Raw genomic sequence first — 23,861 nt, 5'->3', positions numbered from 1 at the left:
AAAATGGACTTTTTAAGTATTTATGTATTGAATAAGTTACATAATGCATTCTGATGCTAAAAAAATCTCTGGGAGTAATTGTAACTATAGTTAGTGACACCAACTAGGTAGAATGTTATTCTGCGGCAGTAGTATTAAAGCAGGTGTATCCAGCGCGTGAAGCTATTCGTATACCACACTCCTGAATTGACTCCAACGGGTAAAGCGCCAGAATGTGCCATCGCAGTCGATGTCTTGCGAGCCACTAGCACAATAGCGACAGTTTTGGCAGCTGGAGGCGAAGCTGTACAAGTATTCAGCGATTTAGATCGGTTAATTGAAGTTAGTGAAAAATGGCCATCTGAAAAACGGCTGCGGGCTGGAGAACGCGGCGGCGCGAAAGTACCTGGCTTTGAGTTGGGGAATTCTCCCCTCGACTGCACACCAGAATTAGTCCAAGGGCGGCGGTTGTTTATCAGTACCACCAATGGCACTCGTGCCTTACAACGGGTACAAGACTCCCCAAATCTATTAGCAGCAGCCTTAATTAACCGGGCGGCGGTGGTGCAATTTGTTATAAAGAAGCAACCAGAGACAGTGTGGATTGTCGGTTCCGGTTGGGAAGGTAGTTTTTCTTTAGAGGATACAGTTTGTGCAGGTGCGATCGCTCATAGTCTTTTAGAGCAAACCAAGTTGTCACCAGAAGAAATAGCTGGTAACGATGAAGTAGTTGGTGCGATCGCTCTTTATTCTCAATGGCAAGATAACTTATTAGGATTATTCCACCAGGCTAGTCACGGACAACGATTGTTGCGTCTTGACTGTCAAGAAGATTTAAAATATTGTTCCCAAACTGATATTTTAGATGTCTTGCCCATACAACATGAGACGGGAGTTTTAAAAAGGGGATAGGGATTGGGGAACTCGGGGCCCCCTCTGGGGATTAGGGGCGATAAGGATTGGGGAGGGAGACAATGATAATAACCCATACCCAATTCTCAATTTCCAATTTTCAAATCTGTGAGCATTTGCCGAAGTCTTTGTCGCCAATGAGGTGGATAAGTCCCTAAAATTGCGGCAATTTTTCCACAAGCAAGCACAGAATAGGCTGGGCGACGGGCTGGTGTGGGATATTCAGCAGTTGTAATGGGGACAATACGTTCAAGTTTCAAAGGGAAGCCTAGTTGTTGGGCTTCTTCAAAAATGGCAACGGCAAAGTCATACCAGCTAGCAACGCCGCTATTAGTGTAGTGATAAGTGCCGCTAATTTCTGGGGCTAACTGGAGAGTCGTTTGGGCGATGACTGCGGCTATATCTTGCGCCCAAGTTGGGCTACCAATTTGATCGGCGACAACACGAACTTCTTGGCGTTCTGCACCTAATCGCAGCATAGTTTTGACAAAATTACTTTTGCCAAAGGTGCCATAAACCCAAGCAGTACGGAGGATCAGATGATGGGCGTAAGCTTCCCGAATTGCTTCTTCTCCAGCAAGTTTGGTTTTACCGTAAACACTCAAGGGATTAGTTGCATCGGTCTCCTGATAAGGGCGATACCCATTACCATCAAAAACATAATCGGTCGAAATATGAATTAGGAAAGCTCCTAATTTTTGGCTTTCTTGGGCAATAATTAGGGGTGCGATCGCATTAATAGCGCTTGCAACTTCAGGTTCGCTTTCTGCTTTGTCTACAGCAGTGTAAGCAGCAGCATTAATGATGATTTGCGGCTGTTTTGCTCTGATAACGTTGCGGAGAGTATCGGGTTGGGCAAGGTCTACTGTTGGGCGTTCTACTGAGATAAGATTGCCGTAGGATGGGAGTATTTTTTGCAGTTCCTTACCGACTTGACCGTTGCTACCAATCAGCAAAATTGATTTACTCATCCTAATTAGTTCTCGAATGGGAGCAACGCGAAAAAGTGAGATCCTCGTGAAATAGGCAGGGGAAGCAGGGGGAGCAGGGGGAGTAAAGAGGCATTTTTAGTATTTTTTACTACCAAAACAGACTGCTTCTACACTTATTTCTTTCTCTTCCCCTGCCTCCCCTGCCTCCCCTGCTTACCCATCTCACAAAATCGCATTGCTCCCTTCTCGAATCTAACGCAATCATCAAGCCTAATCAAATACTTCCGCAGTTCTCAAAGATTTACCCGCTTGGTCTTTAGCTGATAAAATCGGTGTAGCACTCACGGGCCAATCTATCGCTAAATCTGGATCGTTCCATAAGATGGTGCGGTCGCCTTGAGGCGTGTAGTAATCTGTAGTTTTGTAGAGAACTTCGGCTATTTCTGAAAGCACAAGGAAACCGTGAGCAAAGCCTGGTGGTATCCACAGTAGGCGTTTGTTCTCAGCACTGAGTTCAGAACCCACCCATTTCCCAAATGTAGGAGAGCTTTTTCTAATATCTACGGCTACGTCAAAAATGATACCAACAGCAGCACGAATGAGTTTTCCTTGGGGTTGTTGGATTTGATAGTGCAGCCCACGCAGAACGTTTTGTTTAGAACAAGAGTGGTTATCTTGGACAAAGTTCGTAACAATACCTGTCTGTTGAGCAAATTTTTGATGATTGTAAGCTTCAAAAAAGAAACCGCGATCGTCTGCAAATACTTGAGGTTCAATTTGTAAAACTTCAGGAATCTTGGTATGTACAATGCTCATTAATATGATTTATCGGATGTGCCGCAGTGTTCTGATTGTGAGATGAATTTCGCATTTATATTTTACAGGGACTGTGTTCCAACTTTGACGGTGGCTTGTCCTATTTTTAACAAGTAAATCACGTTAGTTCAATTTGACAGTCATCACCAATCATAAATCGCAAGGCTTTGGGGCGACGAGGTGCAAGACTCAATTGTGCCCTTTGTCCAATGACGCTATCAATAATGCGCTGATGGATTCCGGCAATTTTAGCACCTTCTAAAATAACACTGTGTTCTAAATCGGTATCAATGAGTGTGACATTGTTAGCAATGCTACTATAAGGGCCAATAAAGCAGTTTTCTAAATGACAATTGCTACCAATGACTACTGGCCCCCGAATTGTGCAGTTAATTACTTTAGATTTTGCACCAATTTGGACTCGCCCACTAATCTGACTTTGGGCATCGACTTCGCCGACAACTGATGCTGTTAAATAAGTATCGAGAATCAATCGGTTAGCTTCTAACAAGTCATCTTTTTTACCAGTATCTAGCCACCAGCCTTGGAGATTGTGGGCTACAACCTGCTTTTTATGATTAATGAGGTATTGAATGGCATCAGTGATTTCCAGTTCGCCTCTGGTAGAAGGTTGGATATTTGCGATCGCATCAAAAATCAGGTGAGAAAAGAAATAAACCCCTACCAATGCCATATTTGAAGGAGGAACTTTGGGTTTTTCAATTAACTGTAATACCCGTCCTGTTTCATCTACCTGAGCCACACCAAAGGCACTAGGGTTAGCAACCGAACGTAAGAGAATCAGAGCATCTGGCTGTTGTTGGCTAAATTGTTGCAGAAAGTAACGTAACTCACCTAGTTGAATCAGGTTATCTCCCAAGTACATGACAAAGGAAGAATCTCTTAAAAAGGGACGAGCCACTTGGACGGCGTGAGCAAGTCCAAGTGGCTGATCTTGTATAATGTAGGTGATGTTCGCTCCAAAGTATTCTCCATTTCCAGTTTTACCTCGGACTTCTGCCCCAGTTTCTGGACTAATAATGATGCCAATATCAGTAATACCAGCCGCAACCATTTCTTCAATGCCATACCATAAAACAGGTTTGTTAGCAACTGGTACGAGTTGTTTTGCTCCGCTATAGGTGAGGGGACGTAAGCGTGTACCTTTACCACCAGAGAGAATTAATGCTTTCATAGGGATTGAGGATTAATTACAAGTCATTAGTCAAGATAATCTGAAATCTTGACCAAATCCCAAATCCTTGCATCAAGGTTTATAGATAACGAGATAAAACTTCGCTGGTTGCTTTTCCTGTTTTTTCCCAACTGAATTGTTGAGAGTGGATGATACCTTGGCTAGAAAGGCGCGATCGCAATTCCGAATTAGTTGCGATCGCCTGCATTGCGTCTGTAATTTCTCCAGTGTTATAGGGATTGATCAGAATCGCCGCATCGCCAGCCACTTCTGGAAGAGAGGAGAGATTGGAGGTAATGACGGGAGTACCACAAGCCATTGCTTCTAGGACTGGTAAACCAAAACCCTCCCAGAGACTAGGGAAAACGAGAGCGATCGCTTGATTGATGATTTTTGGTAATTCACTGTAAGGGATATAGTCAAGAAACTTTACTTGATTAGTTATACCTAGTTCTGCAACTTGCGCTTTTAAAATTGGGGTATAACGCGAATCAATTGGCCCTACTAACCATAGTTCATAGTCTTTGCAATTAGGTAACGCAGCAAAAGCACTGATGAGTCGCTGGATGTTTTTGTATGGATCTTGGCGACCAATGTAGAGAAAATAGTTGCTGGTGGGGAGGTTGAGATGATGGAAGTGAGTGCGATCGTAAGCTAGCAGGATGGGAGTAATTTTGCTAGCCGGAATGTGAAAAAAATCCGTGATCTCATTAGCAGTGGACTGGGAATTGCAGATAACGTGCTCGGCTTGGGTGATGACTTGGGGAATGTAATAGCGATGATATGGTGTCAAAGGTGAGAAGCGTTTGGGAAAGCGCAACGGGATAAAATCGTGAACCATCACCACAAAACGACAGTTGCTATACAGAGGTGCTTCTGGAAGTGGGGAAAAGAAAAGGTTAGATTTAAGATTTTTATAGATTTGCGGTAATTGAAATTGCGTCCAAAACAGGCGGCGAATATGACCTTTTGTACCTTGAGCAGGAGTCAGATTATCTGGAACTGGGTAACAGTTAAATTCGGGGTATCTTTCGGAAGTTAATAAAGTAGGATTAAGAGTTTTTAAATAAGGAAAAATATTTTTGGCATAGTTACTTATGCCAGTTGGTCGAGAAAAAATAATCGATAAATTTATGATTAATTCATTTGATGACTTATTATCTACCATCTTCATTAAAGAATACTTCTATAAGCCTTTAAAGTTTCCTTTGCTGTTCTTTCCCAAGAAAATAATTTTGCTCTAGTTTTACCTTTCTCAATTAAATTTTGTCGTAACTGAGAATCACTAATTACTTTCAAGATAGCCTCAGCTAGTTGTATAGGGTCATTAGGATCAATTAGTATAGCTGCATCTCCTGTAACCTCTGGTATTGATGAACTATTAGAAGTGACTACAGGAGTACCCAACGTCATTGCTTCCAATACAGGCAAACCAAACCCTTCATAGTGAGAAGGATAGACAAAAACATCGGCTCTTGAGTAAAACAATGCTACTAATTCATTAGATAGGTAATTAAGATGATAAATTTGGTTTGACCAAGGTGAATTTTCAATAGCCGTAAATATCGGTTCGTAATTCCATCCTTTCTTACCAATCAATATTAATTGATGTTCAATTTTGTACTTTTCTTTTAAAAAATTAAAGGCTGTAATTATATTATTAATATTTTTTCTTGGCTCTATTGTGCTGACAAAAAGTAGATATGGCTTGGAAAAATCATAATTAGCTTGCTTTTCTAACCCTTGGGCAATTTCCTCAGACAAGTAATTAGAATAGTAGCGACTAGCTAAAGGTGTGACATATACTTGATCGGGGTCTACTTCCAAATATTCAATAATATCTTTTTTAGAGCTTTCTGAAATTGTCAAAACTAAATCTGTCCACTGTAAACATCGCTTTACCCTTTCTGTATATGTTTTTACGACGGAATCTATATAGTTAGGATATTTAATAAAAGTCAGATCATATATATTCATTACCTTTAAACTATTTTGACAGGGATAAACTGAGTAATTTGTACCATGTAATATATCTGGAGAACCAAAATATTTTTCAAAGTAAGATAAAGTAGGTTTAAATGCTAAAGCTAATAATAAATCTGAAATTCTTACAGGTAAAGGCAAGAGATACTGTTGAGAAGAATGTTTAAAGGATTCAGGAAAAATGAAGTCACCCCGAAGCCAATTTTTTAACCCTGGTTGATAGAGTACTCCTAAGTCAAAATTTTCCTCTTTTTGTAATACATCAAGGGCGCAGATTAAATTAGCAATATAAAAGCCAACCCCACTGGGTTTTGAATCCACTGGGGTGGCATCAACTACAACTTTTAGCATCAGAATATTTAAGCTCCGCCTCTGCTCAATTTTTTTAGATCATAATCAACCATTAACTCGACCAATTGCTCAAAAGAATGCTGAGGTTGCCAACCTAACTCCGTCTTAATTTTATTAATGGAACCAACTAACTGCACTGGTTCATCAGGACGATAAAAAGCAGGGTCAACTGAGACATAATCTTTCCAGTTTAGACCAACGCAGTTAAAAGCACACTCAACGAGTTCTCTGACAGAGTGAGTTTCACCACTGGCCATGATATAGTCATCAGGTTGTTCTTGCTGCAACATCAGCCACATAGCGTAAACAGCATCCTTGGCGTAGCACCAGTCACGAGAGGCATCTAGGTTGCCTAATTTCAGTTCATTTGCCAAACCCAGTTTAACTTGGGCAGCCGCGTGCGTGATTTTGCGAAATACAAATTCTGTCCCACGTCGAGGTGATTCGTGAGTATAAGTAATACCACAGCAGTTATAAAGGTTGTATTTTTCCCGATAGTTGATAGTCATCCAATGAGCGTAAGCTTTGGCAACACCGTAAGGGTTGCGTGGACGAAAGGCGGTGCGTTCAGTTTGGGGTGATTCGTCAGGTTGACCGAAGACTTCACTACTTGAGGCTTGATAGAATCTCGCATCCGGTTTACAACGACGAATAGATTCTAAGAGGCGAGAGACACCTAGAGCTGTATATTCAGCAGTAAGAGCAGGTTGTGTCCAAGACAGAGGAACGTAGCTTTGAGAGGCAAGATTATAAATTTCGTCGGGTTGAGCTTCGGCAATCACATCCATTAAAGAAGATTGATCTAAAAGATCACCAGAAAGGATGTGGATATCGCCAGAAAGGTGATTGATGCGGTCAAGATTACTGGAACTTGAGCGGCGGACTAAGCCGAAGACTTGATAGTCTTTGGTTAGTAGTAGTTCAGCAAGATAAGAGCCATCTTGTCCAGTTAAGCCAGTAATGAGAGCTTTTTTAGTCACAGTTGTAATCCTACTGTTAAAAACATAAAATTTAATAGGTTCTTCAGTACTTGTGATGTCAAACTAATAGTTAAACTCCAAAACTTTGTTTTAAAGTAAAGTATAAAATACTCAAATTACTTAAAAGTCACAAAATTATAGAATCAAGTCTTATCTACTGTATGTATTGATGGGTGTTTTGATATTTTTGTGAGTAACTTTAGTATAATATATAAGAAAGAGGCATTTGAAAAAGCTAACCATTAAGATTCGGGGCTAATTAATTCTACCTAAGTTTATAAAATCTGATAAATCAGTTTTGAAAGGTAAATTTAAACAGCAAAACAAAGCTAAAGATTGAAATAGTCTCTTTTTTATTTTTGCCAAAGTACTAAAATAACTCCACCCACGATAAAACTCAAACCGACAAGACGGCTTAAAGAAATTGCTTCCCTGAAAATGAAGTAACCTAACAGAACTGAAAAAACATAAACTAAGGAAATAGACGGAGCAGCAACACTTAAATTGACTTTGGTAAGAAGCAGGATGTATGCAATAGCGCCTAAAGCATCACAAGTTAATCCAGTTAATAACTCTGGTGTGGTAGCAATACTGATAATATTGCTCAATGCATTGGCTGAATTGACTTTCCCCAATTTGAGTGCCCCCAATTTTAAGAAAAATTGCCCCCTCCACACTTGTAGCAACAGACATTAGCAGTAAAGCAAATTCTTGTAGGCTCATGCCATTTTCCTCACACTCATTTAGCTAAATAAACAATTAAGAATTTGATGTAACAGTTACATCAATTTTAGGGTATGGAGATTGCTTATCGCTGAACCAAGCAACCGTTTCCTGCACCATTGTTAAAATGAGAGTATATTTTCCTGGTAAAGCAGGTGGTTTAATGACTGCATTAATTGCCGCCGACTCTCCAGGAGCTATATCAAAAGGTAATTGAGTTCGATTTCCTTCGATATTAGTTAGCTTACCTTGAGAGTCTATTCCTATCCATTTATAAGAAAGATTAGTTGGTTTATCTCCTTTAATTGACCATAAAAAATTACTCGTATTTTTTACTACAATTGGTATTTTTACTGGCAAATTAATTCTCATTATTTTTGGATATTCAAAAAGGGTTATTTCTTGTCGAAATATTTTTTCGATTGGCAATTTAATTGCGTAAAAAATAAAATTACTTGATAAAATTGCGTTTTTTTGAAGTGCTAATGGAGCAAAAAAATTATCTTTTTTTTCTAGTGATTTTGATTTTTGGGATATAACGCATAAGTTACCAGAAATATCTTTACTAAAAAAACTTAACCAGTTAAGCACTTGAGATATCTTTAAGGGTTCTCCCATATCACCATAGTTAGGTGGAGGAGCAGAAGAATAACCGTTTACAACTGGAATGTTTGCTTCAATTCCAGCCCACATCGCTGTTAACTGATCGGTAAAAAAAGGCTTTTCAAGGTTCAAAGATAAATATGCAACACTACAGCCTTGTTTCATTAAACTGCTAATTTCTGTAGTCTCTTTCAGCAATGGAGCTTTTTCGTAGTTAGGTAAATTGAATATAAATTGTTCTGATATACCTATTAAGCAACATATACTTACTATCACTAACTTTAAAATAGAGCGATTGATAAATACTGTTGATTGTAATAATGAATCAAAACATAATATCCCCGCAATTAATAAATAAAAATATGCAATTAACCATATTCTAGTAACTGCTCTGATTACAGAGGCTCCAGGTACAACTTCATAAATTATTCTCCAAAGTGATATCCCAAAAGGGAGACGCAATGACAAAATAAACAGAGTAATAAAGACAAAAAAGCATACTTTAGCAACTAATGCTCTTTCAAGAGTTAATATGTTTTGGGAATTAAATAGTGTATATACAGAGACTCCTATTAAGAACAAAATTATGACCCCAGCAAACATCCGATGTTCTACTGGCATCGGTAAGCTTTTAGAAACCGACGAAAGTAAAGGTGCCCAAAGACTACCAGAATCAACAGCAAACCAAGAGGAAATTCTGGGAAGCATTGTGTCTACTTCAGAGTATGGTCTTTTTCCTAAAACTGACTTTGCCTCCAAATATGGAAGTAGGGTCAGAAACATTGTTGCTGCCCATACTAAAGTAATTGTAATAATTGCTTTATAATCGACTCGACAGTATGATAAAAGATTAGAGCGGATTGATGGTGGAGCTAATTTGTAAGCTATAGCAAAAAATATAGGTAAACTAAATAGTAAAAACCAACCCAAATAAATTCCGGCAAGTACTTGTAGATAAGTTAGCAGCAAAAACAATGTTATCTTTTTTCTAGTTGGTTGCAGGAAAAATTCCCAGCCTATAAAAAAAGCAAGAGGTGTAAAAAATTGTGGCAGTAACTGCTGATGTCCAATTTGATTAATTCTAGGCATACTGAAGGCAAACAGTAAAGCTCCGAAAGCGCTCAATAAATGGCTTACTTGATATCTCCGCATTAAAAATACAAAGCTAGCAAAACCAAGAATAGAAACAGCAATCATCCATATTTGAAATGCCAAATCTGCTGATACAAATAATCTAAATAACCAATATATAGGAGCAGAACCAAATAAATTTTCTGAGAAGGCCAGAACATTTTCGTAAGGATAGAAAAAAGCTGGCGACCATAAATCACCTACATACTCTTTATTTATCAATAATTGAAAAGAATGCTCTAAAAAATAATTGTTTAGCCTAGTATCCCCAGGATCGCTTTGCATCAAAGCAAATCTACTGAGGATTGTTGGGTAAAATGCTATAAAAATTCCTAAAAGACAAACAATAGTATAGAGTGCAGGAATATAAACTATTTTTATATTTTTATTATTGTTGCTAAGATAATTAATAGTTTTAGTTAAAAATAACTTTTTATTCATTGTTTTTATCTACCCAAAAATCTGATTTATTAAGATATATGATTTTAATGAACCAACCAGAAGAAAAGATTTTTACCTAGATTACAAGTTAAATGAAATTATTTCTTATATATCTTATCAGCATAATTTGATTTAAACAAATTGTATTTTAAAATACAGTAAATAGCTCTAAATCCATCTTTCCAACTGATCTTTTTACCTTCTTTATAAGTTCGACCATAATAAGATATGCCAACTTCATAAATACGACATTCCAATCTTGCAACTTTAGCAGTAATTTCGGGTTCAAATCCAAATCGATTTTCTTCTATTGTGATATATTGAATAACTTCCCGTCTAAAAGCCTTGTAACAGGTTTCCATGTCTGTTAGGTTAATATTAGTGAACATATTAGATAACATAGTTAAAAAAATATTGCCTATCATGTGCCAATAGTAGACTACTCTGTGCGGTCTACCACCCTGAAAACGTGAACCAAAAACTACATCAGCTTTACCATCTAAAATAGGTTGAATCATTAAGAGATATTCTCGTGGATCGTACTCCAAATCTGCGTCTTGAACGATGACAATATCTCCAGTAGCTCCAGCAAAGCCAGTTCTTAAAGCTGCACCTTTCCCTTTGTTTTTGTGGTGGTAAATTACTTTATCTACCTGGGACTCTATGTGAGATTTAAGTAATTCTCTCGTTCCGTCTATTGAACAATCATCCACTATAATAATTTCACAATTTTTTACAGGTGATGCTTTGACAGCCTCTACAACTTTGCTGATAGTTCCTAATTCGTTGTAACAAGGAATAACAACCGATAGCCTCATATAATAATTAACTCCTCTTAGTGACTATACAAAAATTGTTCATCCAAAACTGAAAATATTGGTGATAAAATCCCTGAAATCCAGCCCCATTTACCAATTTTTTTTTGAGATGTTCACGCTTATAATATCTTTTGTGATCTCGAATTTCTGCTTCACTCACTATTTTTAATCTGTAAGCTAAAAATTCTAGTATCGACTGTGACCAAACCGATGGAACTGTCAGTATCAGTTTACCTTGAGGAACGAGAACTCTATAAATCTCTTTTAAAATTTCGTTTTCATGTTCTATATGTTCTAAAACTGCCAACATAGTTACAACATCAAAGCTTTCATCCTTAAATGGCAAATCATTTTCAAGCATTAGCTGCTTAGTCAATATATTGCCTGAGTGGAAATCTTTTACTTTAAAATCAACACCAAATCCCTGCTTAATGTGAGGGGAAATACTTTTGAGAAAAGTTGCCGAACTGCCACAGCCTACATCCAAAACAACAGAATTTTTAGGAATGTGGCATATTACTCTTTTAAGGCGGAGGTATCGTAATATTGGTTCTAAAAATGGTTCATTCATATTTATTTACTTTTATAGCCAAATGGGATTAATTGATTAATTTTCCTAAAATTATTCGCAACTTAAAACTTAGTACCCTTTTGATACAAGGAGTTCGGCAAGGTAGTAACAGTCTTGTCCAGTTAAACCTATTATAAAGACTTTTTTGGTCACAGTAATAACCTTTGAGAAAGCTAAGTATTAAACTAGGATAGCAATTAGTTAAATTAATACTATACGATAAAAATAGTACAAATTTTAATAAGGTTAACTTAAGTTTTCTCAAAGCTTTAGGCTGTTTATCTAATGCACAAATTTAGCTGTTTTATGCCATTCGAATCACAAAATAAGTTTCATAACTATGAGATATCTCCACTCCAATTAAAAGAATAATTTTAGTAGAGCATGAGTGACAATGCAGAAATTAGGCAAAACAACTTACTGTGTTTCAACTGTTTCAACATAGGCTTCAAAACAAGCCTCTTTATACGGCAAATTGGGCTTTTTAACCTAAATGTCAACAGCTAAAATAATTATTCACTAAAGCTGATTTTAGTTCTAATATCCTTACCAATCTAATTGATATGATAGTTCAGTGCTGAACTAATTACTAATAAAGTATATAGCTTCAGCAACTTTTTTTATCTGCATATCTAGTGTTTTACAATCCACCCAATTACTTAGTTCTTCTCCTATCTTTTCTATCAAATCATACGCTACTACACTACGTCTAAACCTTTGAATATTTTGTCCAAAGCTCATAATTGCCTGAGCATAAATTTCTGGGTTATGTTGCTTGTGTAAAATTTCCTGACCATTTTTTCCCATTTTTATAAAGTATTCTGGATTCGCCAAAAAACTTTTTAGGTGTTGCTGGATATCCTCAATTTCATGATTTTGACGCACAAATGCAACAGTTTCTTCCGATTGTTCTGCATACCAGCCAACCCGTGTAACTAGACTGGGAAGTGCATGACTCCAAATCCGAAGTTGACTCAGTGATGCTTCTCCCATAGTCGGGTAGCGTAGATTAATAGCTAAATTAGCATTTGCTAGCGCCAAGTCTAACTCAGCATCCGCAACAAAATCATGTAGTTTTACGAGTTTACTAAGTCCTAATAGTTTAATTTGTTGCTCAATATAACTTTTATTCCAAACTTGCCCATATATATCTAAGAAAAACTGGTTTTTTTCAGGGAGACTAGATAGTGCATTTAATAAAAAATCTAAGCCACGATTGGCACCAATATAGCCAAATACGACTAAGTGATAGGGTGCTTTATTGTTTTTACTTTGTGAATTTGCTTGCCATTCACTTATGTACGGTAGTGGTGCATAACCGACAAACCATCGCTTCTCTTGTTTAATAGTTTGGAAATCTGCTTTTGTATGTGTGACAACTCCTACTGCATTCTCTAAAGCTAAAAATGTTAGCGGATAGAATTCAGCCATATACTCAGTTGAAATATAACCACTCAAGAATTTTTCAGTAGCTTGCTCACCCTGAATTCCGTAGTATTTTTTCATCTGAAATAAATAAGCATCTATATTAGACTTTTGTCTGTGTTCTAGATAAATACCAGTAAAAAAGTGCTGTAGTCTAATATCATGTAAAACAACTAAACCTGGGCATTGGCAACTAATCTGCCATATTGCAAAGTGAAAGTCTGAATTATTGCCTATGTGATATACATTTAAATCCGCTTGGTTAATTTCAACCCAAGGAGTATTAGCCAGATCGTAATGACGCACTATGGCGTACTTCTCTAAAGATGAACTCCAGTGCTGTTGATCTGTCCACAGCACAATTTCAGCATATTTTTGCAGAGTAGGAATTAATCGAGATGTATACTCAGCAATGCCCGACTTTGCAGGCGGTAGTGGGGAAAACCAGTTAATTTTCATGAAACTAGCTTTTGAACAACTGTAGACCATGAAATGTTGAAACTATCATAATAATCTCTTCCTGCCTTACCAAGAGATTGTGCCCAAGAGCGATTTTCCCATAATTGATCCATAGCTGCGGCAAGAGATATAGAAGTAGGTTCAGTAAATAAACCCGTTTCTTCGTGGCGGATAAATTCTAGGGAGCCTCCTGAATCTGTACAAGTAATAACGGCTTTAGACGCTAGCATTGCTTCCAGGGTGACATAACCATAGTCTTCATCAAAAGGGGGATAAATAACTCCTAGACTTTTTGCATAGGTTTTAATTTTTTCTTCTTCACTAATTTGACCTAGAAAAAATACTCTCTTGGCAATATGTAATTTTTTAGCTAAATCCTTTAAGTGTTCACCATAACTTAATGTATCTGGTTTGCCTGCAAACAATACCTTTACAGGATTCTTCGTTTCTGCAAGGGCTTTGATTACAAGTTCCTGTCGTTTCATAGTTGCAAGCCTACTGGGAAAAAAGAAATAATCGTTTATATCTTCACAATAAAAAAGCTCTGAATTTTGAGGAGGGTGATAAAGCGGGATAGAATCTACTTGATTAAATCTCTTTAATCTTTGAGAAACATTTTCAGCAATAGTATAAATAGAATTATACTCTTTCAGTGCTTGATTATCAGCATTGATAATTGCTTCACGAATTTGCACACCGTTGGAAAAATGCATTAAATCACAATAATTTGTATGCCATAAATCATAAGCTGTGCGATGCTGATGTAATAGCCACATTACTTTATTAGAATGTGGAATTAAATATGCAGGAAATTTTAGTCCTATAACTCTATCCACCGTTTGTCCACAAGATTCTGATATATCCAGTAAGCGACAAGCCAACATATTATCTAAAATTCGCTCTGGAGGATACCATTTGAAAGGAACTGCAACTATCTCAGCTTCATAACCAGCAGTGTATAGAGCTTGAACTAAGCCATCTGCTAGTATTTCAGCACCACCTCGCACAAAGGGAACTTGAGTTGTAACCACTAAGATTTTCATGATTTAAATCCTATAACTGCATAGTCCATAGAACCATAAAAATATTCGTTAAATCGTTGTGCTAATTCTGAATTATCTGCAATTATGTTCTGCTCTGAAGCGTGAAGTTTTAATATCTCTACACGAGAAAAACCATAAAATTGAGCTATGTACTCTATAGTTACAGGTGGCAGAGGGTTACGATGAGTTAGGTCATAATAAAAACTACAGCTACCCACTAATACATTTTGTGGATTAGGCGTTTCAAAAATAACCAAACCTCCTGTTTGTAGAACTCTTGCCGCTTCACCAAACAACTTTAGTAGGTATTCAAATGGTAGATGTTCAATAATATGAAAGCCTGTCACAGCGCCTAAACTAGAATCAGGCAAAGATTGTAAAAAAGAGAGGGCATCTTTTTCTATCACTTCAAGTCCTCTAGCTTTACACTGCTCTATCATTACTCTGTTGATGTCCAAACCTCTAGCTGTATACCCTGTCTCTTGCAGTAACTCTAGCCACTCACCTCGCCCACAGCCCATATCTAAAATAGGCGATTCTGGCTTACCAGTATTTGCTTCTGCAATTAATGGCAAATAAACTTTTAATCTATTTAAAATGTCTTCACGGCTACCTCGAAATTGATCCTCAAAAGCAACATAAAAAGCATCAAAAGAATGTGTATTTTCATTAACTAAGGTTTGCAATTGTTCTTGACTAAAAGATTCTGGTAAACGTTTTCTTGCCTCTTCCAAAAATACTGTTATTAAATGCTTCTGTTGAATTAGATCGTGTTTGAGATAACTAACATTTTTGATGTAACGCTCATTTATTTCTTGAATACGAGTATTTGCTGTAATTATACGATTATCTGTTGTAATTAAATGCTCATTTAGTCTTCCCACACGAGCATCCACAGTACTTAGATGTTCATCTAGGTACTGTACTTGTATCTTTACGGTATCTAAACCTTCTTGAAGACCAGTTAGCCAGCTACTAATTAAAGTATCAATAGCATTTAAGCTATCTTCTATTCCTTGGATGCTAGTATCCACATTAACTAGGCGCTCATCCAACCCTTGGATGCTAGTATCCACTCTAACTAGGCGCTCATCCAACCCTTGGATGCTAGTATCCATATTAACTAGGCGCTCATCAAACCCTTGGATGCTAGTATCCACATTAACTAGGCGCTCATCAAACCCTTGGATGCTAGTATCCACATTAACTAGGCGCTCATCAAACCCTTGGATGCTAGTATCCACATTAACTAGGCGTTCATCCAACCCTTGGATGCGACTATCTACTTGCGCTTTTAAAGTTGCAATTTGCTCTATTAGTTGGTGATTAAGTGCTACAGACTCTTTTAAAGAATTAATTATGTTGAAATTGACCTCTCGTTGATCTTTAAATAAAAAATTGATGAGTTTTAGAATAAATTTTTGTAACTTAGTACTTAAATTAAAAGGAAATAAATTAAGTTTATCTGGCCACTTGGTACGTAAATTTGAACGAGATTCTGCATTTTTAAGAAAAGTTTCAATATAACTAATACTTAACTTCAGTTTTGATGTGTCGAGATTAGATGGTAAATTTATTTGTTGAGAGGGTATTTGACGTTTAACTACCTCTTCACGAATTTTATCCATAAATTCATCAACATTAATTTCAGGATTATTTGATTCAATCATCATTTATTTATATTTTTGAAATGAATATATAAAATTTTCACTGCTCAAGAGATTATTTCTTTGACTATTTTTGCTGGAATTCCGGCTACGATATGATAACTAGGAACATCACATTTCACAACAGCGCCTGCTGCTACTACAGAGTTCTTACCAATTTTACAAGGGCCAATTATTGTGGCATTGCTCGCTATCCAAGCTCCTTCTTCAACTACAATATCATTTCCTTCAGTTGGAAAATTGTTCATTCTCTCTAGCCCAAAATTTTTATAGTCGTGAGTTCCAGTTATTACACTAACATTATGTCCAAAAAAAACATATTCTCCTATTACTATATTTCCAGAAGATAAGTTAAATAATGCATTATTTACAATGCATGTTTGTGACAATTTTAGTCTTTGAGGTTCTCCAAAAACTAAGTATTGTTTTAAACTTACATCTTTGATGCGCTGATCGAAATATCCTTGCGTTAGAGATTGCTTAAGGTAAATCTCAAAATACAATTTAATCCAGCTTTCGAGCTTAGATTTAAAATAATTTTTAATTATTTTGTACATAGTGATTCCTCATGGAGTCTTATCTTCCTGCCAGATACTTGAAAGACTCCTTCTACCAAATCATTCACTGCTGCTTGTATAACTATGGCATTTTGAATCCAGTCCAGCATTTCTAAATTTTCGTGTGTTCCATCTCCAAATGCGATATCTAATGCATAATTTCCACCAGCCAAGTGGGGCCAAATAAACTCAAAGTCAACTGTTGCTCTTCCTATTTCTGATTTAGATAGCCAATAGCTAGCAAAATTTTTATCTAAGAGTTCCGTACTCCATCCTGATAAAACAGTCCTCAATCTATCCAGTAGTGCTATACCAACATTAGGTTTTCTAACTTTGTCGTGTCTGAATGTAGTGATTCTAATTTTTAATACATCTCCAGGATAAACCAACTTAATAGGTTGAGCCTCACTATCTAACACAGAGATATGCTCAATCTCTGCACGCCCTGTACCAAATCTTTCAAATCCAGAAAAAGCTATATATGGCTTTGTCGTAAAAGGATTTAATTCTTTAATGGTGATTTTAGCCAAATCAATTTCTTCTTGCTTTGCAGTAATATTCTCATTATTATTTAAATCAAAACTTATACTAGTTCTTTTATTTACTTCTTCATGCACCCATGCTTGATAATGTTTACATACTTCAGCAGGTTGTCCAGTGTCTACAATAATCCCTTGATTAATCCACATAGCTTTAGAGCAAAGGCGTGAAATAGATCCTATATCATGAGATACAAATAATATTGTTCCTCCGGCATCTTGAAAATCTCTAATTTTTGCCATACAACGATGGACGAAGATACCATCCCCTACTGCTAAAGATTCATCTACAATCAAAACTTCTGGGTTAACATTAATTGCTACAGAAAATGCTAAACGAACAAACATACCACTAGAGTATGTTTTGACTGGCTGCTCCATGAAATCGCCAATTTCAGCAAAGGAAGCAATTTTGTCAAACTTTGATTCTATTTCTGCTCTGCTTAATCCTAAAATTTGCCCATTAAAAAATACATTTTGTCTACCAGTAAATTCAGGATTAAACCCGCTACCTAGTTCTAGTAAAGCTGAAACCCGCCCATTAACATATATTTCACCTGTGGTTGGTGTTAACGTTCCTGCAATAATTTGCAGTACAGTACTTTTGCCAGATCCGTTTTGACCAATAATTCCCAAAGTCTCGCCTTGAGGAATTTCCAAACTAATATCTTGTAAGGCCCAAAATTCTTCTGCATGGCTTTTACCAGGTAGCAAAATTTCCTTAAGTCGATCTACCGGACGGGCATACTGTTTGTAGCATTTTGAAACATTTTTCAGTGAAATTGCAATCTCCTCACCCATACCACTATATACTTACTACCAGAACATTCAATAACTGCATAACCTTTATCAACTATAAATTATTAACTTAAGCTATCAAGCATTATATGCCTTGTTGATGTATACATAATTTATATTTCAAACCTAATATTCTTATTACCATTAGACTGATTAATGGAGTTATTTACTAGTAGAACTGTGCTATAACACATCGGCAAATGCTGGACGCAAACGCTTATAAACTAAGAAACCGCAACAAAATATAATTGTTGCTACTACACAAGCAACTCCCCATTCACCCCAATGCTTCACCTCACCATTTAAAACTATATCGCGATAGACTTCTGCGATCGCTGCCATTGGATTTAACCAGAATACCAAATTCCGCCATTGCTCTGGAATTGCTGATGCTGGATAGACAAGGGGTGTCGCATAAAACCAAATATTTAAAATCACTCCTAAAGTCTGGGGTATATCTCGCAAAAACACCGTTAGTCCTGCGGCTAAATAGCCCAACCCTGCTGTTAGCAATAACTGCGTTAGCCAGATCAAGGGTAATAGCGCCAAGGTAGTATGTAAAGTATGAGCATTGACCGCCACGAAAAAAATCAATGCCATTAAACCAAAGGAACTCTCAATTAATGTTGACAATACTGGCACTAGGGGTAACAAAGCTAGAGGAAAGACCACCTTCTTGACTAAATTCGGTTGTCCTAGCACTGAACCAGCAGACTGCATTAGACCACCTGTAAAAGCAAGCCAAGGAAGTAACCCTGCAAATAACCACAAACCAAAGGTGAAATCATTTGCTGGTAAACCCTTAAGAGTAGTAAGTTTCACCTTTAGCACAGTGGAAAATACATAAGTGTAAATCAGTAACTGTGATAGCTGATTTAGCAAAGGCCACAAGTTGCCCAAAACAGAACCCTTGTAACGCGCTTCTAAATCTCGGCGTACTAGAGTTCTCAGTAAGTCGAACTTCACCCACAACTGTTCATCTATGGGTAAGATGCGCCTCCATCTCCCTACCTTACGTACAACTCTCCGCATTGTCGGAAACAATTTTTACTTCCTCGCTTACTACTCATTAACCTAATTACTTTCAATGAAGCCTATTATATTTATGAAAGTTCCCTTTATAGAGACTTTAAAATAAAAAATAACTACTTCTTGTGAAGTAGGTTATCTCACCCGTTTTTGGCTGTCGGCGGGCAAGAGATGCTTATATGGATAATTTATTTGTTGGAAATTCCTTTAGTGCTTTTAGGATCTATAAAACTCATATTTTGTTTTTGAAAAGATACGTAGGTGAGCCAGTCGCATGGTAAGGAAGTCCGATCTTGGGGGTTCCCCCAGAAGGAACTGCCGAAAGGGTTTCCCGACTTGAGCGAAAGGGCGTAGCGGTAGCTGTGCGTAGCGTCACTGGCGTTGTGTTAGCACGGAGAGTACGGCACCATTCTAAGCTTCTGGTGCGTTACGGAAGCCGTAACACGCCCTACATATACTTAGATTTTTTCAAAAATCAAATCGGATTGCTATATCATCACTAGAGAATCGGATTCAAATTATCTTGGCGATCATACAATTAATCGGCCATTGTCAAGTTTATTTTTACTAAAAATATAATTTATGTTCACAAGGCAGCTTTCCTTGTTAGGGATGCAAATTTTTGCTTAACTCAACTTTTTTGGATCAATTCCTTGCGATCGCCAATACTTTGCCAATCGTTCAGCCTGTTGCCCTTCTTGTTCAGCTAGCCTCGGCACCCAAGCCTCTGCATTATACCAACACAACTACAAACCTGTCGTCTGCTGATAAGTACTTTGCCAAATACCTAATCCTAGTTCTAACTCTTGCAACCATCCCCTGAATTTGTGATAGCAGAGTCACGGATTCCGCTACACTGAGACGAAGGTTTGTTGGATTGTAATTAGGCATGGAAATCGGACAAAAGGTTAAAGTCTTTCGCTTGCGCGATCGCGTTTCTGCCCCTGTTGTAAAAAAACTAGGGCAAGTGGGTATCATCCAAGGCTACAAAGTTACCGATGGTGCTGGAATCGGTGTCGTCGTGCTGTTTGAAGACAGTACTTCCACTTGGTTTTTTGAAGATGAAATCAAACCTGTGTAGTTGGAAAGAACTCAGAAGCGGGTTTTTCTTGGCATCTGAAATTTCCAGCCCAGGTTGAGAATCTTTATTGAGTGCTAAGTTGGAATTGAAAAGACCGGCGGTGAAAATAGGAATCAAGTAATGGCTCTAATATTGACATTTTTGGGCAAAGGCGGCACCGCTCGTACCAAAATTGCGATCGCCGCCGCCAAATTATTGGCAAGTCAAGGCAAGCGCGTACTTCTGGCAGGACAAGCAGAACCAACATTATCAATCCTGTTGGATACTTCTATTGCTGCCGATCCCCAAGAAATCGCTCCCAAATTACAGGTAGTTCAGTTTAAATCATCTTTACTGCTTGAGCGCAACTGGGACGAAGTAAAGAAACTTGAGGCTCAATATCTTCGCACGCCCATATTTAAAGACGTTTTTGGTCAAGAACTGGTAGTCTTACCAGGTATGGACACTGCCCTAGCCCTAAATGCTATCCGCGAATATGATGCCAGTGGCAAATATGATGCGATCGTCTACGATGGCACGGGTGACTCTTTAACGTTGCGAATGTTGGGTTTACCAGAATCTCTCAGTTGGTATGTCCGGCGATTTCGGCAATTGTTTGTCAACTCTGATTTGGGGAGGACGATTACTGAATCGCCCTTAATTCAACCGCTAATTAGCAGCTTTTTCAATATCAACTGGACAGCAGATAATTTTGCAGCGCCCACTAACCAAGTCAATAATCTCTTGGAAAAAGGGAGAGCGGCTCTTGCCGATCCCAAGCGTCTTGCTGCTTTCTTAGTGACCACAGGAGATCCCATTGAGGTAGCAAATGCTCGTTATTTGTGGGGTAGCGCTCAACAAATTGGTTTAACTGTTGGTGGTGTTTTGCTTGTGTCTCCTGAGACAAACGTCAATCTGTCAGAGGAATTTATCCCCCTACCGGTGAGTGTTATTCCCGACTCGCCCGTAGGTGACTGGAAACCATTGATAGACGCGCTACCAAACTTTGAAGCACAAGCTCTACAGGCTCCCAAACCAATTGAAATAGACATACCCAATCGTCAGGTACGCTTATTCTTGCCAGGTTTTGACAAAAAGCAAGTCAAACTCACCCAATATGGGCCAGAAGTCACGATAGATGCAGGAGATCAGCGACGCAATATTCCCCTACCCTCGGCTTTAAGTGGTAGATCCGTTGCTGGAGCAAAGTTTCAGAATAATTATTTGATAATTTCGTTTTAAGTTAGTTAGGAACAAAGTTAGGAGTTAAGAGTGAGGAGTTAAGAGCATCTCCACCTCTGCTCCTAACTCCTTACTCTAAAAAAAATACGCCTTATGTCAGAATCAACTCCCATTACCCCAGACCCCAATCCAACAGAGGCTATAGACTCAGTAGCAATTAATCCCAGCGAACAAGCAATAGCAACGAGCAATCGCAATGCGAAAACTAGGCAGTTGCTGGGGATGAAAGGTGCAGCTGCTGGAGAAACTTCAATTTGGAAAATTCGTTTGCAGTTAATGAAGCCGATTACGTGGATTCCCCTAATTTGGGGTGTAGTCTGTGGTGCGGCTTCTTCGGGGAACTATACTTGGACGCTGGAAAACGTGTTGAAAGTATTAACCTGTATGCTACTGGCTGGGCCATTGATGACAGGTTACACCCAAATCCTCAATGATTACTACGATCGCGAAATCGATGCCATCAATGAACCCTATCGCCCGATTCCCTCTGGGGCAATTCCCCTACCCCAAGTAATTATTCAAATTTGGGTATTACTTATTGCTGGCTATGGTTTGGCATTTGTGTTAGATGTGTGGTCTGGTCATGAATTCCCGACAATTACAGTGATCGCAATTATCGGTTCTTTCATTGCCTACATTTATTCTGCACCTCCCCTGAAACTCAAACAAAACGGCTGGCTAGGTAGCTACGCCTTGGGTGCAAGCTATATCACCCTACCTTGGTCTACAGGACACGCTTTGTTTGGCGAACTCAATTCCACAATTATAATTTTGACAATGTTCTACAGTTTGGCTGGATTGGGCATTGCCATTGTCAATGATTTTAAGAGTGTAGAAGGCGATCGCCAGCTAGGATTAAATTCACTACCCGTAATGTTTGGCATCACCACTGCGGCATGGATCTGTGTAGTCACAATTGATGTCTTTCAAGGATTTATCGCAGCTTATCTCGTCAGCATCCATGAGAATTTGTATGCAGCAATACTAGTACTGTTAATCATTCCCCAGATTACTTTACAGGATATGTATTTTCTGCGCGACCCTGTGAAGAATGACGTTAAATACCAAGCCAGCGCTCAACCGTTCCTTGTTCTAGGAATGTTGGTAACAGGTTTAGCGCTGGGTCATGCTGGCATTTAATATACTTCTATAGTTGAGAAGTTAGGAGTTAGGAATTAGGAATTAGGAGTTAATATACTTCTAATTCCTAATTTGTATCAGGACATACTGTGTTAGAACTGATATCTTTCCTTCTTCATGGGATTCAACCTTTTTTAGTCCCAATTTGCTTTGTTGTTGCTTGGACTGTAACTATTCTCGTTGTTTTGAGTCTCTTGATGGCGGCGCGAGATAGTGTGACTACAGCCAAGCTGATGCATCAAATTCCCTGTACAGGTTGCCAATTTTTTACCGACAATTACCGTCTTAAATGCACTGTACGCCCATCTATTGCTAATACAGAAGAAGCGATCGATTGTTCTGACTATCAACCGAAGACGAATCCTTATTTGTATTAGGGATTGAGGATTGGGGAGGGCCCCCCTCTGGGGATTAGGAGCGATGGGGATTGGGAAAGAGTTTGCCAATGTTCAATAACTATTGACCAATTTCCAGCAATATTTTTAAAACACCGCGACTCTGCGCGTGTTCAAAAGCTGCAAGCCCTTCAATGAGGGGGTAGGTGGCATGAATCAGAGGTTGTACGTCAACCTGCTCTGTGGCTAGTAACTGGAGGGCTGGGGCAAAGGGGCCGCAACGAGAGCCGATGAGGGTAATTTCATCCACTACTATAGAAGAAATATCTAAGCTGAGGTTGCCAGCATAAGTACTTTTAAGTACGAGCGTACCACGGGGACGGAGGGCGCGACGGGCGATCGCAAATCCTGCTGGGTTGCCAGTACATTCTACTGAAACATCGAAATATCCATCTTTGACAGCATCCGCTAAACCCGTTTTAATCCCCCGTGCCTCTAAGTTGGCAAGTTTTTCTTGATGTCGCCCCACAGCCAATAGTTCACAGCCAGTTAGGGCTAGTGTCTGAGCTACTAACTGCCCTAATTTACCATCTCCAACCACTAACACGCGATCGTTTGGGCGCAATGGTACTTGCTGTTGAATTTCCAAAGCTGCTGCGATAGGTTCGGTAAATGTTGCTACTTCTGTTGGCACATTATCAGGTACTAAATGTAAGTTATCTATCGGCAAACAGAGATATTCACCAAAGGCTCCATTCCGGTTGACAATACCTAGAACTGTACGATTTTCGCAGTGAGTTGGTTGTCCACTACGACAAAACCGACAATGCCCACACGCAGCGTTGATTTCTCCAACTACGCGTTGGTTAACTAAGTGTTCTGGCCCCTTTTCAACCACACCGACAAATTCATGTCCCAAAATACCAGTGTAGGGATAGTAGCCTCTGAGTAGTTCTAAGTCAGTGTTACAAATACCCGCACGTAAGACACGCACCAAAGCTTCTCCTGATGGTGGTTCAGGAATGGGAATATCCGTGCGTAATTGCAACTGGTTATTTTCGAGCCAAATTCCTTTCATTTTTCTTCACACTATTTTCAAAAATCTTTGCAAAATAATGAATCGACTGTAGTT

At 38.4% G+C, this 23,861-nt stretch carries 21 protein-coding genes and 1 pseudogene; 5 read left to right on the top strand and 17 right to left on the bottom strand.

The features are described from left to right. The first annotated feature begins 156 nt into the window (after nt 1-156). Nucleotides 157-891 carry a 2-phosphosulfolactate phosphatase family protein gene (locus V7K42_RS24325; RefSeq protein WP_334919836.1) on the top strand — a complete coding sequence of 245 codons (735 nt, stop codon included), beginning with the start codon at nt 157-159 and terminating at the stop codon, nt 889-891. An 86-nt stretch (nt 892-977) separates the two neighbouring features. Here the strand turns inward: V7K42_RS24325 and rfbD are convergent, their stop codons facing one another. The 16 genes and pseudogenes from rfbD to V7K42_RS24245 all read right to left on the bottom strand — a co-directional run bounded on the left by rfbD (nt 978) and on the right by V7K42_RS24245 (nt 18,955). Continuing rightward, nucleotides 978-1,862, bottom strand: coding sequence for a dTDP-4-dehydrorhamnose reductase (rfbD, locus tag V7K42_RS24320; protein ID WP_334919835.1), 885 nt, complete (start codon nt 1,860-1,862; stop codon nt 978-980). Between the two features lie 231 nt (nt 1,863-2,093). Next, complete coding sequence (gene rfbC, locus V7K42_RS24315; protein ID WP_334919834.1) at nt 2,094-2,639, bottom strand: dTDP-4-dehydrorhamnose 3,5-epimerase; 546 nt, start codon at nt 2,637-2,639, stop codon at nt 2,094-2,096. Nucleotides 2,640-2,757: 118 nt separating this feature from the next. Further along, nucleotides 2,758-3,834 (bottom strand): glucose-1-phosphate thymidylyltransferase, encoded by a 1,077-nt coding sequence (locus V7K42_RS24310; RefSeq protein WP_334919833.1) that lies wholly within the window; start codon nt 3,832-3,834, stop codon nt 2,758-2,760. A gap of 79 nt (nt 3,835-3,913) precedes the next feature. Then, nucleotides 3,914-5,008, bottom strand: coding sequence for a glycosyltransferase family 4 protein (locus tag V7K42_RS24305; RefSeq protein WP_334919832.1), 1,095 nt, complete (start codon nt 5,006-5,008; stop codon nt 3,914-3,916). Next, on the bottom strand, nt 5,008-6,168 hold the full coding sequence (locus V7K42_RS24300; protein WP_334919831.1) for a glycosyltransferase family 4 protein: 1,161 nt from the start codon (nt 6,166-6,168) through the stop codon (nt 5,008-5,010). Before V7K42_RS24300 ends, V7K42_RS24305 begins: the two co-directional genes overlap by 1 nt. Before the next feature lie 8 nt (nt 6,169-6,176). Beyond that, nucleotides 6,177-7,148 (bottom strand): GDP-mannose 4,6-dehydratase, encoded by a 972-nt coding sequence (locus V7K42_RS24295; RefSeq protein ID WP_334919830.1) that lies wholly within the window; start codon nt 7,146-7,148, stop codon nt 6,177-6,179. A gap of 353 nt (nt 7,149-7,501) precedes the next feature. Further along, nucleotides 7,502-7,871: pseudogene (locus V7K42_RS24290) on the bottom strand (EamA family transporter). A gap of 36 nt (nt 7,872-7,907) precedes the next feature. Next, nucleotides 7,908-10,046, bottom strand: coding sequence for a COG1470 family protein (locus V7K42_RS24285; RefSeq protein WP_334919829.1), 2,139 nt, complete (start codon nt 10,044-10,046; stop codon nt 7,908-7,910). Between the two features lie 98 nt (nt 10,047-10,144). Next, on the bottom strand, nt 10,145-10,864 hold the full coding sequence (locus tag V7K42_RS24280) for a glycosyltransferase family 2 protein (protein WP_334919828.1): 720 nt from the start codon (nt 10,862-10,864) through the stop codon (nt 10,145-10,147). A 7-nt stretch (nt 10,865-10,871) separates the two neighbouring features. After that, nucleotides 10,872-11,435 (bottom strand): class I SAM-dependent methyltransferase, encoded by a 564-nt coding sequence (locus V7K42_RS24275; protein ID WP_334919827.1) that lies wholly within the window; start codon nt 11,433-11,435, stop codon nt 10,872-10,874. 582 nt (nt 11,436-12,017) lie between these two features. Next, nucleotides 12,018-13,319, bottom strand: a complete 1,302-nt coding sequence (locus V7K42_RS24270) for a glycosyltransferase (protein ID WP_334919826.1) — start codon at nt 13,317-13,319, stop codon at nt 12,018-12,020. After that, on the bottom strand, nt 13,316-14,362 hold the full coding sequence (locus V7K42_RS24265; protein WP_334919825.1) for a glycosyltransferase family 4 protein: 1,047 nt from the start codon (nt 14,360-14,362) through the stop codon (nt 13,316-13,318). Before V7K42_RS24265 ends, V7K42_RS24270 begins: the two co-directional genes overlap by 4 nt. Further along, nucleotides 14,359-16,035 carry a class I SAM-dependent methyltransferase gene (locus V7K42_RS24260; protein WP_334919824.1) on the bottom strand — a complete coding sequence of 559 codons (1,677 nt, stop codon included), beginning with the start codon at nt 16,033-16,035 and terminating at the stop codon, nt 14,359-14,361. Before V7K42_RS24260 ends, V7K42_RS24265 begins: the two co-directional genes overlap by 4 nt. 41 nt (nt 16,036-16,076) lie before the next feature. Continuing rightward, on the bottom strand, nt 16,077-16,586 hold the full coding sequence (locus V7K42_RS24255; protein ID WP_334919823.1) for an acyltransferase: 510 nt from the start codon (nt 16,584-16,586) through the stop codon (nt 16,077-16,079). Then, nucleotides 16,574-17,926, bottom strand: coding sequence for an ABC transporter ATP-binding protein (locus tag V7K42_RS24250; protein ID WP_334919822.1), 1,353 nt, complete (start codon nt 17,924-17,926; stop codon nt 16,574-16,576). Before V7K42_RS24250 ends, V7K42_RS24255 begins: the two co-directional genes overlap by 13 nt. A gap of 180 nt (nt 17,927-18,106) precedes the next feature. Further along, on the bottom strand, nt 18,107-18,955 hold the full coding sequence (locus V7K42_RS24245) for an ABC transporter permease (RefSeq protein WP_334919821.1): 849 nt from the start codon (nt 18,953-18,955) through the stop codon (nt 18,107-18,109). Nucleotides 18,956-19,841: 886 nt separating this feature from the next. Between V7K42_RS24245 and petP the strand changes: the two genes are divergently transcribed. From petP to V7K42_RS24225, 4 genes are all read left to right on the top strand, one after another. After that, the gene (gene petP, locus V7K42_RS24240) at nt 19,842-20,033 is read left to right on the top strand and encodes a cytochrome b6f subunit PetP (protein WP_334919820.1); all 192 of its coding nucleotides are present in this window, start codon (nt 19,842-19,844) and stop codon (nt 20,031-20,033) included. 120 nt (nt 20,034-20,153) lie between these two features. Continuing rightward, a complete protein-coding gene (locus V7K42_RS24235) occupies nt 20,154-21,254 on the top strand; it encodes a Get3/ArsA fold putative tail anchor-mediating ATPase NosAFP (RefSeq protein ID WP_334919819.1) in 1,101 nt (366 codons plus the stop codon). 93 nt (nt 21,255-21,347) lie between these two features. Next, entirely contained in the window at nt 21,348-22,394 is a 1,047-nt protein-coding gene (gene chlG, locus V7K42_RS24230; protein WP_334919818.1) for a chlorophyll synthase ChlG, read from the top strand. An 89-nt stretch (nt 22,395-22,483) separates the two neighbouring features. Continuing rightward, a complete protein-coding gene (locus tag V7K42_RS24225; RefSeq protein WP_334919817.1) occupies nt 22,484-22,771 on the top strand; it encodes a hypothetical protein in 288 nt (95 codons plus the stop codon). A 79-nt stretch (nt 22,772-22,850) separates the two neighbouring features. Here the strand turns inward: V7K42_RS24225 and V7K42_RS24220 are convergent, their stop codons facing one another. Further along, nucleotides 22,851-23,807 (bottom strand): MDR/zinc-dependent alcohol dehydrogenase-like family protein, encoded by a 957-nt coding sequence (locus tag V7K42_RS24220; RefSeq protein WP_334919816.1) that lies wholly within the window; start codon nt 23,805-23,807, stop codon nt 22,851-22,853. Between the last annotated feature and the right edge of the window lie 54 nt (nt 23,808-23,861).

The sequence above is a fragment of the Nostoc sp. genome (assembly GCF_036917455.1).
Lineage (GTDB): Bacteria > Cyanobacteriota > Cyanobacteriia > Cyanobacteriales > Nostocaceae > Nostoc.
The sequence above is the reverse complement of the archived record's forward strand: the minus strand, read 5'-3'. Positions and strand labels throughout refer to the sequence as shown.

Excerpts from the sequence above, each read along its gene's own strand:
- rfbD (WP_334919835.1), bottom strand. The coding sequence starts at position 1,862 with ATGAGTAAATCAATTTTGCTGATTGGTAGCAACGGTCAAGTCGGTAAG.
- rfbC (WP_334919834.1), bottom strand. The coding sequence starts at position 2,639 with ATGAGCATTGTACATACCAAGATTCCTGAAGTTTTACAAATTGAACCT.
- V7K42_RS24310 (WP_334919833.1), bottom strand. The coding sequence starts at position 3,834 with ATGAAAGCATTAATTCTCTCTGGTGGTAAAGGTACACGCTTACGTCCC.
- V7K42_RS24305 (WP_334919832.1), bottom strand. The coding sequence starts at position 5,008 with ATGAAGATGGTAGATAATAAGTCATCAAATGAATTAATCATAAATTTA.
- V7K42_RS24300 (WP_334919831.1), bottom strand. The coding sequence starts at position 6,168 with ATGCTAAAAGTTGTAGTTGATGCCACCCCAGTGGATTCAAAACCCAGT.
- V7K42_RS24285 (WP_334919829.1), bottom strand. The coding sequence starts at position 10,046 with ATGAATAAAAAGTTATTTTTAACTAAAACTATTAATTATCTTAGCAAC.
- V7K42_RS24280 (WP_334919828.1), bottom strand. The coding sequence starts at position 10,864 with ATGAGGCTATCGGTTGTTATTCCTTGTTACAACGAATTAGGAACTATC.
- V7K42_RS24275 (WP_334919827.1), bottom strand. The coding sequence starts at position 11,435 with ATGAATGAACCATTTTTAGAACCAATATTACGATACCTCCGCCTTAAA.
- V7K42_RS24270 (WP_334919826.1), bottom strand. The coding sequence starts at position 13,319 with ATGAAAATTAACTGGTTTTCCCCACTACCGCCTGCAAAGTCGGGCATT.
- V7K42_RS24265 (WP_334919825.1), bottom strand. The coding sequence starts at position 14,362 with ATGAAAATCTTAGTGGTTACAACTCAAGTTCCCTTTGTGCGAGGTGGT.
- V7K42_RS24260 (WP_334919824.1), bottom strand. The coding sequence starts at position 16,035 with ATGATGATTGAATCAAATAATCCTGAAATTAATGTTGATGAATTTATG.
- V7K42_RS24255 (WP_334919823.1), bottom strand. The coding sequence starts at position 16,586 with ATGTACAAAATAATTAAAAATTATTTTAAATCTAAGCTCGAAAGCTGG.
- V7K42_RS24250 (WP_334919822.1), bottom strand. The coding sequence starts at position 17,926 with ATGGGTGAGGAGATTGCAATTTCACTGAAAAATGTTTCAAAATGCTAC.
- V7K42_RS24245 (WP_334919821.1), bottom strand. The coding sequence starts at position 18,955 with ATGCGGAGAGTTGTACGTAAGGTAGGGAGATGGAGGCGCATCTTACCC.
- petP (WP_334919820.1), top strand. The coding sequence starts at position 19,842 with ATGGAAATCGGACAAAAGGTTAAAGTCTTTCGCTTGCGCGATCGCGTT.
- V7K42_RS24235 (WP_334919819.1), top strand. The coding sequence starts at position 20,154 with ATGGCTCTAATATTGACATTTTTGGGCAAAGGCGGCACCGCTCGTACC.
- chlG (WP_334919818.1), top strand. The coding sequence starts at position 21,348 with ATGTCAGAATCAACTCCCATTACCCCAGACCCCAATCCAACAGAGGCT.
- V7K42_RS24220 (WP_334919816.1), bottom strand. The coding sequence starts at position 23,807 with ATGAAAGGAATTTGGCTCGAAAATAACCAGTTGCAATTACGCACGGAT.